The organism is Protofrankia symbiont of Coriaria myrtifolia, from assembly GCF_900634755.1.
Taxonomy (GTDB): Bacteria; Actinomycetota; Actinomycetes; order Frankiales; family Frankiaceae; genus Protofrankia; species Protofrankia coriariae.
Map to the genome: position 1 here is coordinate 1 of NZ_CAAAFS010000017.1, position 12,276 is coordinate 12,276.

12 protein-coding genes are annotated in these 12,276 nt (G+C 69.3%); 5 read left to right on the forward strand and 7 right to left on the reverse strand.

What is annotated here, in order from left to right:
• Nucleotides 1–132: 132 nt before the first annotated feature.
• Nucleotides 133–1,248 carry an ABC transporter substrate-binding protein gene (locus CM1CMNOD_RS00720; RefSeq protein ID WP_131773790.1) on the reverse strand — a complete coding sequence of 372 codons (1,116 nt, stop codon included), beginning with the start codon at nt 1,246–1,248 and terminating at the stop codon, nt 133–135.
• Nucleotides 1,249–1,261: 13 nt separating this feature from the next.
• Nucleotides 1,262–1,612 (reverse strand): TauD/TfdA dioxygenase family protein, encoded by a 351-nt coding sequence (locus CM1CMNOD_RS00725; protein WP_013871772.1) that lies wholly within the window; start codon nt 1,610–1,612, stop codon nt 1,262–1,264.
• Nucleotides 1,613–2,230: 618 nt separating this feature from the next.
• On the opposite strand from CM1CMNOD_RS00725, the gene CM1CMNOD_RS00730 reads away from it, so the two are divergent.
• Nucleotides 2,231–2,791, forward strand: a complete 561-nt coding sequence (locus tag CM1CMNOD_RS00730; protein WP_043604374.1) for a GrpB family protein — start codon at nt 2,231–2,233, stop codon at nt 2,789–2,791.
• Between the two features lie 178 nt (nt 2,792–2,969).
• On the opposite strand, the gene CM1CMNOD_RS00735 is transcribed toward CM1CMNOD_RS00730, so the two are convergent.
• The 3 genes from CM1CMNOD_RS00735 to CM1CMNOD_RS00745 all read right to left on the reverse strand — a co-directional run bounded on the left by CM1CMNOD_RS00735 (nt 2,970) and on the right by CM1CMNOD_RS00745 (nt 5,290).
• Nucleotides 2,970–3,467 carry an SRPBCC family protein gene (locus tag CM1CMNOD_RS00735; RefSeq protein ID WP_013871774.1) on the reverse strand — a complete coding sequence of 166 codons (498 nt, stop codon included), beginning with the start codon at nt 3,465–3,467 and terminating at the stop codon, nt 2,970–2,972.
• A complete protein-coding gene (locus tag CM1CMNOD_RS00740; protein WP_131773791.1) occupies nt 3,436–3,840 on the reverse strand; it encodes an ArsR/SmtB family transcription factor in 405 nt (134 codons plus the stop codon). The genes CM1CMNOD_RS00735 and CM1CMNOD_RS00740 overlap by 32 nt, the downstream gene beginning before the upstream one ends.
• 199 nt (nt 3,841–4,039) lie before the next feature.
• Nucleotides 4,040–5,290, reverse strand: coding sequence for an FAD-dependent oxidoreductase (locus tag CM1CMNOD_RS00745; protein ID WP_013871776.1), 1,251 nt, complete (start codon nt 5,288–5,290; stop codon nt 4,040–4,042).
• A 560-nt stretch (nt 5,291–5,850) separates the two neighbouring features.
• Between CM1CMNOD_RS00745 and CM1CMNOD_RS00755 the strand changes: the two genes are divergently transcribed.
• Together CM1CMNOD_RS00755 and CM1CMNOD_RS00760 are read left to right on the forward strand one after the other, a co-directional pair.
• Nucleotides 5,851–7,530, forward strand: a complete 1,680-nt coding sequence (locus CM1CMNOD_RS00755) for a right-handed parallel beta-helix repeat-containing protein (RefSeq protein WP_013871777.1) — start codon at nt 5,851–5,853, stop codon at nt 7,528–7,530.
• 22 nt (nt 7,531–7,552) lie between these two features.
• Nucleotides 7,553–8,101 (forward strand): hypothetical protein, encoded by a 549-nt coding sequence (locus CM1CMNOD_RS00760; RefSeq protein ID WP_013871778.1) that lies wholly within the window; start codon nt 7,553–7,555, stop codon nt 8,099–8,101.
• Nucleotides 8,102–8,316: 215 nt separating this feature from the next.
• Here the strand turns inward: CM1CMNOD_RS00760 and CM1CMNOD_RS00765 are convergent, their stop codons facing one another.
• Both CM1CMNOD_RS00765 and CM1CMNOD_RS00770 read right to left on the reverse strand, forming a co-directional pair.
• Nucleotides 8,317–10,215, reverse strand: a complete 1,899-nt coding sequence (locus tag CM1CMNOD_RS00765) for a hypothetical protein (RefSeq protein ID WP_013871780.1) — start codon at nt 10,213–10,215, stop codon at nt 8,317–8,319.
• Nucleotides 10,216–10,237: 22 nt separating this feature from the next.
• Nucleotides 10,238–11,293, reverse strand: coding sequence for a hypothetical protein (locus tag CM1CMNOD_RS00770; protein WP_013871781.1), 1,056 nt, complete (start codon nt 11,291–11,293; stop codon nt 10,238–10,240).
• A gap of 284 nt (nt 11,294–11,577) precedes the next feature.
• On the opposite strand from CM1CMNOD_RS00770, the gene CM1CMNOD_RS00775 reads away from it, so the two are divergent.
• Both CM1CMNOD_RS00775 and CM1CMNOD_RS00780 read left to right on the forward strand, forming a co-directional pair.
• The gene (locus tag CM1CMNOD_RS00775) at nt 11,578–11,928 is read left to right on the forward strand and encodes a WXG100 family type VII secretion target (protein ID WP_013871782.1); all 351 of its coding nucleotides are present in this window, start codon (nt 11,578–11,580) and stop codon (nt 11,926–11,928) included.
• A 32-nt stretch (nt 11,929–11,960) separates the two neighbouring features.
• Nucleotides 11,961–12,272 (forward strand): WXG100 family type VII secretion target, encoded by a 312-nt coding sequence (locus CM1CMNOD_RS00780; protein WP_013871783.1) that lies wholly within the window; start codon nt 11,961–11,963, stop codon nt 12,270–12,272.
• Nucleotides 12,273–12,276: the final 4 nt, after the last annotated feature.

A 12,276-nucleotide genomic window follows, 5' to 3' on the forward strand; every position in this document is an offset into this window, starting at 1 on the left:
CCCATGACGCTCCTTCCCTATGGACAGTGAACCTCAGGTTCGCTGTCCACGGAAGCGGGATCACTCCAGCCCTCCCGTCGCGAGCGCGGGTGGGAGGGCGAGGGACGGTGGGGTGTGGCTGGGGCTGCGGTGTCAGGACACCACGGGGTTGAGGATCTCGTTCACCTCGGCGTCGGTCAGGTTGTAGGAGTAGAAGGTGCTGTAGAAGGTCTTCACCTCGTGGCTGATGTCAACGTCCTGGAAGCGGTCGGGGTGGAGGGTCTTGGCGACCCAGAGCGGTTGCAGGGCGGCCTCAGCGCTGCGGGCGGCCCAGACGAACACGCCCCGCGGGTTGGGGAGCACACGGTTGTTCCGCACGGCGGCCACCGTGGACCAGCGATCATCCTTGCGGATCTCGTTGCAGGTCGACGGATCCCGGCAGACGATCACATCCGGGTTCCAGGACGCTATCGTCTCCAGCGCGACGTCCTTGAAGGTGCCCTGGACGCCGTTGTCGGCGGCGATGTTCCTTCCACCGCCGGTTCTGGCCCAGGAGTCGATGATTGACCCTTTGCCCTCGGTGTTCAGTGGATTGTTGGCGGTGTAGTAGACCTTCGGCCGCTGGGCGTCGGTGAGGTCCCTGGTGCCGTCCTGGGCTCTTCTGACCGCGTCGTCGTAGTAGTCGACGTACTGTTTGGCCCGGTTGGCGGCATCCTGGTCGCCGAGGACGCTGGCGATGAGGGTGACGCCGCTCTTGAGCTGCTCGGCGTTCGAGAACCCGGCGATCTGGACCGCGGGGATTCCCAGGTCGATGATTTTCTTGGTCAGGGAGCTGTTTCCGGCCGACAGCAGCACCAGGTCCGGTTTCTGGGCGAGCAACGTCTCGGCGTTCACGCTGGTGGTGTCGGAGCCGAACGCCGCGGGCAGGTCGGCGAGCGGTGGGTAGATCTTCTTGAACAGCGGCAGGGTCGTCAGGTTGCTCAGGGGGACGCCGGCCATTCTTCTGATCCCGCCGAGCATGAACACGATCTGCGTCACCGCCGGATAGTTGGTGACGATCCGCTCCGGGCGCGCCGGTATCGTGACGCTGTTGCCGGCCATGTCGACGACCGTGCGGGTGGTCGGCCCGGCCGGGCTCGCGGACGATCCGGTGGTGTTTCTGGACGGCCCGGTGGTGTCGCCGCCGCAGGCGACGAGCGCCAGCAACGCGAGCAGCGCGGCGACCATGGCCGCGGCGACGCGTCGCGGCGGGAAAGGTTTCTCTGACATGTGGTTGAAATCCTCAGACAAGTTTTTCGACTAGTGGCGACGGGCGGGCGACGAGTACCCGTTCGAGTTCGCGTGGAAAGGAGCCGTGGCCGCGGACTCCGTAGTGCAGCAGGACGCGGTTGTCCCAGATGGCGACATCCCCCGCCGGCCAGCTCAGAACGACCGAGCCGAAGTTGCGACAGAAGCCGACGTACCGCTGGCTGTCGAGGGACTGGCCACGGAAGAGCAGCAGCTTGTGGACGTCGAGCAGCTCGGTCAGAGCGGCCAGCTCACCCCGGGACAGCGGTACGCGCAGGTCCAGGTTGTGGATCTCCGCTCCTGCCGGCGGGCCGAGTTTCGTCACGGCGGTGGGGTCGAACGTCATCTGGTCAGTTCGGACGGGCCGGGTGGGCGGTGCTCAGGGATGGCCTGGGACGCCCGTGCCGAGGCGTCTAGCCGGGGGCGGGACGGTGCCGCGCCGTCCCGGGGAGCGGGGTGTGGATGGAGGGGATGTGTGCGCACGTCGTCCTTCGTGGTGAGGGTGTACGGCGCGAGCGGCAGCGCTCGCATGCACGCCAGGTGACCGATCTCTGGGTGTGAGCGAGGGCGCGCGACGTTGCACTTAGATCTGCTAATACGGATTTATCAGGAATTATATACCGCAAATATAGATCATTTTTCCTTCTTCTTCCGTATCTACGGAAACGATCTATTTCGCGAAAGGATCTATTTGACTACTTTCCGAAGTTTTCTGCCTCGTCCGTCCCCGCTCCTCTGCCGGCGCGCTCCGTGGCTGGGATGGACGACGCCCGCCCGCGTGGGCGGATCTTTCCGCGGGACGGCGCCCGGCCTGCGGGCTAGTCGAGGAGCTCGGCGCCCACGCGCGGCAGATCACCTGATGGCGGAGAGAAACCAGGCCATGCCATACCTGGAGGTCATGCCATACCTGGAGATCGACGGCCTGGTTCGTCGGAAACTGCCGCGTCCCGGGCAGGATGGAACGGTGGCTGGAGGTCCTGAGCTGATCGGTGGGGTGGAGCACCGCGTTATCCGGATCGTCGACTACGACCCGGCATGGCCTGGGCGGTTCCAGGCGGAACGAGGCCGGATAGAAGCGGCCATCGGCTCGCGGGCCCGGCGCATCGCGCACATCGGCTCCACATCCGTCCCGGGTCTCGCCGCCAAGCCGATCGTGGATATCCAGGTCAGCGTGCCGGATCTGGAGGACGAGCCACACTATGTGACGCCGCTTGAAGAGGCCGGGTACAGGCTGCGGGTCCGGGACGCGGAGCATCGCATGGTCCGCACCCCGGATCTCACGGTCCATGTCCATATCTGCCCGGTGGGCAGCCCGTGGGAGCGTCGACACCTGCTCTTCCGTGACTGGCTACGGCACGACACGGCCGACCGCGCCGCCTACCAGGCCCTCAAGCAGGAACTCGCCGCCCGCGACTGGCCGGACATGAACGCCTACGCCGATGCCAAGCCGCCGCTCATCGCCGACATCATGAGCAGGGCGCGGACATGGGCCGCCACGGCGGGATGGTCGCTGCCGGCCCGCTGACCACGACGGCTGGCACCAGTCCTTCCTGGGTCAGCTGCCCTTCACCGGCCGGTCGCGGTCTGGTCCGAGGCCGTCGGCCTGTCGGCCTGTCCGGTGGACGGGTGGACAGGCCGACAGGCGGAGCCGTGGACGGGGAGCCGTGGACGGTACGAGGCCGCGGTCACGGTGACGGCCCTTGTCAGACGGTGAGGGAGCCCAGCAGCGTGTCGATCTGACCCACGGCCGCGGAGATGCCCTCGACCATGCCCATGGACACCAACTGTTCCATCGCCGCAAGCGTGGGGAAGACGCTCTCGATCGTCATCACGGTGGCGGCCTCGCCGTCCGCGGTGAGCTGTACGCGGACGGCCGTGACGGGCATGTCGGGGTTGGGGCGGCCGGAGTCGTCGGCGAAGCCGTCGGTGAACTCCAGCCGGTGCGGGGCGTCGACGGACAGGACGCGCCACCAGCCGTGGTATTTCTCGCCCTCCGGTCCGGTCATGAAGTAGGTGACCGTACCGCCGGGTGCCAGGTCATGGTCGACGACGGTAGCGGGGTAGGTCGACGGGCCCCACCAGTGCTCGAGCTGACGGGGGTCCTGCCAGACCTGCCACACCCGCGGCGGCGGCGCGTCGAACCGCGCGGTGAGCGTCAGCGTGAGGGCTTCAGGGTTCTTCTGGATGTCGATCACTGGCATGTGCGTGCTCCCCACTGTTTTCGCTGTTTCCGGGGCCGGGGCCGGGGCCGGCGAGGATCGCGTCGATCCGGTCGATACGCCCCCGCCATACGTCCGCCAGTTGGTCCAGCAGCCGACGGGCCTCGCGCAGGGCGTCCGCGTTGCCTCGTACCCGCTGCTCCCGGCCCTGTCGCTGCTTGGTGACCAGCCCGGCGCGTTCCAGCACCGCCACGTGTTTCTGGACGGCCGCGAAACTCATCGGGAACCGCCGGGCGAGCTGAGAGACCGACTGCTCACCGGTCAGGGTGAGGGTCACGATCTCACGCCGCGTCGCGTCAGCCAGGGCATGGAAGAGGCGATTGGCGCGTTCGGCGGACTCCTGATGTACAACCATCGGGTTGTACGTTAGCCGTTGCCGCCGGGCTGGGCAAGGCGTCGGACGGGACGATGTGTCGGCCAGGCCGCGGCCGGCGACGCGTCCGTCCCCGGCCGTGCGGACGCATGATCACGATTGTGGCGGTCGGGCGTCCGCGGCCGGGGCGACCTGGTGGGATCGGTGGGATCGGCCTGGCGGTGACCGCGGCCGGTGGACGTCAGCCGGGCAGGTTCGTCGGGACGTCTTTCGCGGGAGTCGGGGCCGGGACGCCAGCGGTCGTCACCGGCGCGTCCCAGTCGATGTGATGCTGGTGCATCCAGGCGAGTGACTCGGCGCCGCTGCCGGCGGCGTGCCTGAGCACCAGCGGCAGCACGAGGCCGCGGGCCAGCCGGCCGACCGGCCCGACCGAGCGCAGCCGGCTGGACTTCCGGCCCTCGGCGACGACCCGCTCCGCCCGGGGTCGGCGCAGCGCTTCGAACCGGGCGAACGCCCGTGGCACCGGCAGGTCGCGCAGGCACTGTCCGAGTATGACCGCGTCCTCGATCGCCATCGACGCACCCTGGCCGGACGAGGGTGAGGTGGCGTGCGCGGCGTCGCCGATCAGTATGGTCCGGTCGTCGTGCCAGACCGGGACGGTGGGCAGGTCGTACGTTGTCCAGCCGGTCAGCGGCCCGGGGGTGGCGGCGATCAGATCCATGATGGGGGACCGGTCGAGCCCGTAGAGCTGGCGCAGCGAGTCCCGCCACTGCGCGTCGCTGATCCGCCCCAGTTCGCCGTCGGCCGGTTCGTCCCGCCGCGGCGGGTTGGCGAACCACCACGTCTGCCCGGTGGGGGTGACGAGGCGGCCGGAGAACGCCCGCCTGCCGAACGTCATCGTCAGCACGCCGGGGCGGTCACCTGGCGGTGTGACGTTGGCGTAGCCGCCGACATTCAGTATCGGGACGTAGCGTGCCCGCGGGCCGGACGGGTTCAGCGACTCCCGCACCCGGGAGTGGATGCCGTCGCAGCCGACGAGCAGGTCGCCCGTGGCCGTGCCGCCGTCGGCGAAGGTGGCGACGACCCCGTCGGCGCCGCTGGCCACGCCCGCCAGGCGCCGGCCGTGCTGGATCTCGATGCCCCTGCGGGATGTCTCGTCCCGCAGGGCGCGGTGCAGGTCGGAGCGCTTTATCGACACCCCCGTGGTCCCGCCCGGCAGCGGCCGGCCGGTCGGGATCTCGCCGAGCACCCGGCCGGTGCTGGTCCGGAAGGCGATCGACGGTGTCGGGACGGCAAGCTCGCGGACGGTACGGTCGGCGCCGATCGCCCGCAGCGCGTCCAGGCCGTTGGTCTGCAGGCCGATCCACGAACCGACCTCCGCGGTCGGGGCCGGGTACGCCTCGTGCACGATGACGTCGATCCCGGCTCGCTGCAGGGCCATCGCGGCGACCGGGCCGGCGATCCCGGCACCGATGATCATCGCTGTGGGCATGATTGCCTTGCTCCCCCCGGAACTGTTCATCGCTGGTGAGATCTTCGGTACTCACAGCGTTCAACACTACGAGTGTAGAGGCTAGGGGTGTCTGCCTGACAGCGGTGAGTGACGAAAACGTTGGCGGACGTTGGTGGACGTGCGCGAACGACGGATGCCCGTGCGGCCGATGCTGGCGGACATCTGCGGATGCACTGCCGGTGCCTCTCAATCCGCGGGTTCGGGGGTCAGACCCCTGGCGGCGCAGGGCGCGCTCGGCGTCTACCGTCCCAGCGCTGTCACTGACGGTGTGCGGGCCGGTCCGCGAGCCGAAATGACGCCTGCCCGCAGTGGTTGGGCTCCCGGCGTGGGCAGCGGCACCGGCCGGCCAGGGACTCGCCCAGATCCGCCTCGTGCCGGTGGTCGAGACCGGCCAGCAGCCCGGCACACGGGATCGAGGACCTGCCCACTCCGGAGGACCCCACGAGCACCACCGGACGATGAGCGCTCCAGCTCCCGGTGGTCCCGTTTGGTGCCGGATACTCTCGGGGCGTCCTCTTGGCGCCGGACCGGGCGGAGCTATGGCACAAACAGTGATGGTGTCCCCGCGACGGACCGGGGCGTATCCGACAATCCAGGACGCCTTGGAGATCGCGACGGACGGCGCTGTGATCTCCATCGAACCCGGCGTCTACTCCGAAGCCCTTCGGCTGCGGGGGCGGCGGCTGACCCTGACGGCGGCGGCCGACCCGGGATCGGTGACGATCGACGCGACGGCCGCGGATGGCTCCGCGGTGGCCTGCGACAGCGCGGAGGTGACGCTGCGCGGGCTGGTTCTGGCGGCCGGCGACTATCCGGCGGTGGCCGCGGCCGGCGGCCGACTCCAGATCGACGCATGTCAGGTCAGCGCCGGGTACGCGGCCGGGGTCAGCGTGAGCGACGGTGCCCACGTCCAAGCCTCTGACGTCAAGGTCGTTCAGGGGCAGTACGGCATCGTCATCGAGGACGCCGGCGGCATCCTGGACAAGTGCGAGGTGCGCAACATCGCGGACGACGGGATCATCGTGCGCCTCGGCGCGGACCCGACCATCCGCAACTGCACGATCGAGGGCTGCGGCTTCCGTGGGGTCTACGTGTACCAGGCGGCGCGGCCGACGATCGAGCGGTGTGACATCTCCGGGACCGGGGACGTGGGCATCTCGGTCGCGCACCAGAGTTCACCGACCATCACCAACAGCTGGGTGCACGACACCCACGGTGTCGGCATCATGTTCGGCCGCGGGTGCGGCGGCATCGTTGAAGGCACCCGGGTCGAGGACACGGCCGTGCCCGGCATCCACGTGGATGAGGGCGCCACACCGGTCATCCGTGAGGCCGACGACACCGCGCACAGACCCAAGGTCGGCGTCAGCGCCATCGAGGGGGCGACCGGCCAGGACGCGGAGAAGGTCGACAAGCTGCTCGCCGAACTGGACTCGATGATCGGACTGGGTGGAGTCAAGGCCGAGGTGCGGGCACTGATCGACGAAATCCAGGTCAACGAGTGGCGGCGTGACGCCGGCCTGGCCGTCGGCGCGGTCAGCAACCACCTCGTCTTCACCGGCGCCCCGGGCACCGGCAAGACCACGGTCGCCCGGCTCTACGGCCAGCTGCTCAAGGCACTGGGGGTGCTGCCCAACGGCAAGTTCAAGGAGGTTGCCCGGCGGGACCTGGTCGGCCAGTACATCGGTCACACCGCCGAGAAGACCACGTCGGTTTTTGAGGAGGCCATGGGCGGCGTCCTCTTCATCGACGAGGCATACACCCTGTCCCGCTCCAGCGGCGCCAGCGCCGACTTCGGTCAGGAGGCCATCGACACGCTCGTCAAGCTCATGGAGGACCACCGTGACCAGGCGGCCGTAATCGTGGCTGGCTACACCGCCGAAATGGCGGACTTCCTGGACGCCAACGCCGGTCTCGCCTCCCGGTTCGCCAAGACACTGGAGTTCGAGAACTACTCGCCGCAGGAACTGGTGCTCATCGCCGACCGCATCGCACGGAACGACGACTACATGCTCGCATCAGGCGTCGACGACGCTCTCTTCGAGTGGTTCAGCCAGATTGAACGCGACCAGAACTTCGGCAACGCGCGCGAGGCGCGCAAACTGCTGGAGGGCATGCGCAAGGCGCAGTCCGGCCGGTTGCGGGCACTGGGCCGGGTGCCCGGCCGCGACGACCTCCGTACGCTCGTGCTCGACGACCTGCTCGCCGCGACGCGATGAGCCCGATCGGAGGTTGCGCAGGATGAAGGTCAGCCCGAAGGCCGACTACCCGGTCAAGGTGGTCCACGAGCCGCGGGAGCACGAACCGCCTGTCGCGGACCTCTACGAAGGCGTCTTCGCCATGCTCCTCAACTACGTTGTGAACGTCACTTTCGTGCCGGACGTCAGCGCCGCCGCACCACCGTGGGATGACCATCTGTTGCCGGCCGATTTCGATGAGATCGCCTCCGGGGTGCAGGCGAGACTCGTCAGCGCCATTCTCGGGTCGTACGTCGTGACCCCCAACGAGACACGCGCCGACGGCGAGGAGCGTTTCGAGTGGGGGCAGAACAGTGAGTTCGGCTCGACCAGCGGCGTGGTGTTCTACGTCACGCCCAGCGACTTCGCGCGGTACGCCGTCGACCTCGTCCGGCTCTCCGAGATGAACGAAGACGACTTCTACGCCAGGAAGACCGTGTCCACCCTGCGCGGATACGACGTCGTCGGCTTCGTCGAACGGCGGGTGCTGGCGTCACCGTGGCTGCTGCCGCGGGACGCCGTCATGCTCGGCCTGGCGTCCGGGGCCGGCTAGCGACTCAGGGATCCGGGCCGCCGGCAGGATCCGGGCCGCCGGCGGCACGAAGAACATGATCGTGCTTCCGCTGGCCCTCCAGCCGGCCCCGGACGCGGGTGGCCCGCCGGGGCTAGCCGCCCCGGCCGAGGGCCGAGGGCGGCTCCGCGCGGTACGACCTGTCCTCGGGTTTCTTGGTCACCACGCTGCCGCCCGGAGTGTCCACGCTGAACGCTTCATCGTCGGTGACGATCCGCTGATCCTTGTCCGCATGCGCGTCCTGGCCCTGTGCCGGGGCCGTACCGACGGGCCTGGCCCGACGCGCGGTCAGCTCCGGCGCGACCGCGGACCCCGGGCGGGATCTGACCGGCGGCGTAGTGGCGGTGCGGCCGCGCAGCCTGGTCTCCTCCAGCCCGGACACGGCCGCGCCGGTGGGTGGCGACACAGGCGCGTCGAGGACAGGCGCGGACGCGTCCGCTCGCGCATCCTGCGCACCGGCCCACTCGGAGCCCGGCGCGGGTCTGCCGGGCTGACCCGGTAGCCCCGGCCGCGCGGGCGCGGCTCGTCCCGGCCTGTTCGGCCTGGTCGGCGCGGGAGGCGGCGCGTGCGTCGGACTGCTGCCCGGGCTGCTCAACACCGGCGGCGCCGCACCGGCGGGCCGCGGCGGAGCCGGGGTAGCGGGCCGGGCCCGCGCCGTCGGGTGCGGTTCCCCGCGGCTGCCTGGTCGGCGCTGCCCGGCAGGGCGCTGATTGTTCAGTACCGGCGGGGCCGTGCCCGCCGGTGTACCGCTGAACGGTTCCTCGAGGGGGCCCTTGACGCCCGGCCCCTGCGGTTCCCGCCTCGAGGCACCTGGCGGCTGCTTCTCCCGCTGCCCCCGGCCCCCTGTCGGCGGCGGCGCGGCTGCCGGGGAACGCAGCGCACCCGGCGTCGCCCCAGCGGTCGGCGCCCCGGAGCCCCTGGCCTGGATCAGGCCGCTGTTCAGGCCGTTGGCGTTGATCCTGGCGTCCGTGCTCAGCCTGGTGAGGCAGGGCCGCGTTCGCCGCGTTCGGTGCTGCCCTCGCCGCCGCGGGCGCGGCAGCGGCGGCGGGCAGCCCTGGTGACGCCCGGTTGGCCGCCGGCGGGGGCGCGACCAGAGCTGCCGGCAGCGCCACCGGACCGAACACCGGGTTGACCGCCGGCGGAGGTGCGACATCCGGTTGCGAGTTGAGCTGGCCGGTCGGCACGGGAACCTGCCCCGGGGCTACCGGCGGGGTCACGTCGGCCGGCTGGAACGGTGGGGCGCCCGGCGTCGGGAGCGGCGGGTTGGACAGCGCGTTCGGCGGGGTGATGGTGGGTGCGGCACCCGGCCCGCCCGCCGGCCCGCCGAGCGAGGACGGGCCGGCGCCGATCGTGGGGAACGGCGGGTGGCCCACCGTGTTCAACACGGCGTTCATCGGCCTGAACAGCGCCCCGTGCCCGCCGCCCAGCGTCGAGAACGTCTCGCCGTACTGGTTGCCGACGTTGAAGGCGAGTTCCTGGGCCAGCTTGTTGAACTCCTGCTGCTTCTTCCGGACGGCTTCCTGCTCCGATTTCTGGACGCCCGCCTCGCCGTCGTAAAATCCCAGCGACGCCCCGGTCAGGAAGCCCTGCCCGAATCTCGTCCAACCATCCGCGTTCGAGGCGTCCTCGATCTCGGACTGGTACCGGTTCCAGAGGTTCTCCATGTCCGCGCGCGACCGCTGGGCGATGTCCACCAGCGCGCGCAGACCGTTGACGTTGTCCAGTGCGGCGTCCATCCAGTCCTGGAGGTACGCGAGTGCCTCGCCGGGGTCCTTCTCCATGAAGGCGTCCCGGGCCCGCGCGGACCGCCAGGCCTGCTCGTAGAGGATGTTGCTCTGGTCGAGCAGCTGCTGCCTGATGCTGGACAGCAGGTTGTACGCGTTCTGCCACTGGTCGGCCAGCGCCGAGATGTCCTCCGGGTGCTGGTTCATGATCCGGCGGCGGATGACCTCGATCGGCTCCCCGTCGCTGCCGTCGCCGCTCGCCGCCGGGGTGAACTCGACGGTGCTGTAGCCGGGCTCCTCATACCACATCCCGCTGCCGTTCGGGCCGCCGCCGTGGTAGACGGGGAGGTTCCTCCAGTCACCCTCCGCCATGCCAGGTCCTCCGCGTCCCGTCCTACCCGAGTGCCCAGGGCGCGATCGGGTAATTATGGGTCTTGATGTCGTCCATGGCGTCCCGGGCCGGACTGTCCAGCGAACCGGACGTCTCGCCCTCGGTCTCCTCGCCGATCTCGACCACCCGCTTGTTGTTGCCGCTCGTCGTGGTGATGGTCTGCGTACCGTCGCTGTTGGTCTCGGTCGTTGTCGTGCCGGTCACCTTGTCGTCGGGGCCACGGGTCTGCGTGCTCCGCTTCGTGACTTCGTCGCCGCTGTACGTGGTCTCCTCGGTGCGTGAACCGGTCCTGTGGTTGTTGCCGTCGTAGGACGTCGTCGTGGTAACCACGGTGTCGCCGATGACGTCGGTGCGTGACGCCTGACTGCTGCTACTGATCACGTTGCCGTCGGCGTCCCTGAGCGTGGTGGTCGTCGTGCCGGAAGACCCGGAAGACCCGGAAGGCGAGGTGTCCGTCCGCGTCATGCCGTCCTGGTTGACGTACGTCTTGACCGTGGTGAGCCCGGCACTGACAGTGCTCTGGAGCGTCCAGTGGTCGAGCTGGCCCGAGGCGGCGCCGTTCCCCTTCGCCACGTTCTCGTCGAACGCCTGCTGCCAGGTCCTCACCGGGAAGCCCGGGGGCAGCCCCGGTGGCTTGCCCTCGCCGGTGTCACCGTAGGCGAACTCGACCGCGTCGAGCGTGGCCGCCGACCATCCGTCGGTCCCCTGGAACGCGTCGGCGACGGTCTGGGCGGCCATGCCGATGTTGTTGAGCCCCTGCGACAGGAACGCGAAGTACTGCCGGAACTCGGAGTAGTGGAAGCCCATCATCTGGGCGACGTACATCGCCTCGCCCAGGGCGCCGCCATCCCAGGCCTGGGTCGGCAGGGAGCCGAGCAGGTCCAGGTAGCCGGTGCTCCCGTCGAGGTTGTCCTTGACGGTCGCCATGTTCCTGGCGAAGTCGACCATCCCGTCGATGTCGACGTCGACGGGCTTGTGGCCGTCGAGCCAGGCCGCGCCCGTGTTGTGGTCGGTCTGCTCCTGATACGGGTTAGCGGGCGGTTTGTACGGTGGTGCCACGACCCCTCCCCGTCTGCTCCGGCGGGCTCACGTCCGAGTCTGCCCAGGTCCAGTCACGAGAGTAGCCGGACGGCTCCACAATTCGGTGACAACGCCATAATTTGTCACCAAATGTCGTCTACTGTGTATCGAGAGCAAACGTAGCGATCCGTTCATGGTAGGCGTGACATGAGTTGATCAGGGCAACTGCGGACGCTACCCGCAGCTCGGCCGGACATGGTGCAACTCGGATATCGGGCAGACCTCCGCTCGAGGGGCGGAGCAGAGGACGGGGTGAGACCACCTTGACAGGCATAGGCACGGTCCACGCGACCCAGCAGCAGCTGAACACGATGGTGCAGAAATGTCTGGAGACGCGTGAAAGCATCGCGACCGGCATGGCGCAGCTCCTCGACCGGATCCAGGGGTTGAGCGGTGCGGGCATGGCCGGCACGGCCAACTCCGCGCTGCAGGGGTCGTCGATCCAGCTCAACGACGGCCTGACCAAGATCCTGAATGCGCTGGACGAGCTCGCCGGCAAGATAGGCGACGCCTCGACGCGATACGGCGTCAACGACGAGGACGCCGCCCAGGAGATCCGAGCCGCCGCGGCCGCTACCGGGAACAGCACCGTCATCAGCGTGCTGCGCGGCTGACGACGACGAGACCTTCGAGAGGCGGGAATCCGATGAGCGGAGCGAGTTACGGCGCCGACGGCACCATTACCTACAACTTCGGGCAGATCGCGGACGTCGCGGCCGCGATCGGTACCTATACGGGCGCGCTGGAGGGCTCCCTGGAGGACCTCTACACCCAGTTCACGCAGCTCTTCGCCGCCGACTGGCAGGGCGAGGCCGGGCAGGCGTGCGATCTGGCGCGGCAGAAGTGGAACCAGGGCGCGAGCGAGATCAAGGCCGCGCTCACCCAGGTCGGGATCAAGCTGGGCGCCTCCGGCGAGCGCATGCAGTCGGTCGACAGGGCGATCGCGGCCGGCATCTAGTAGA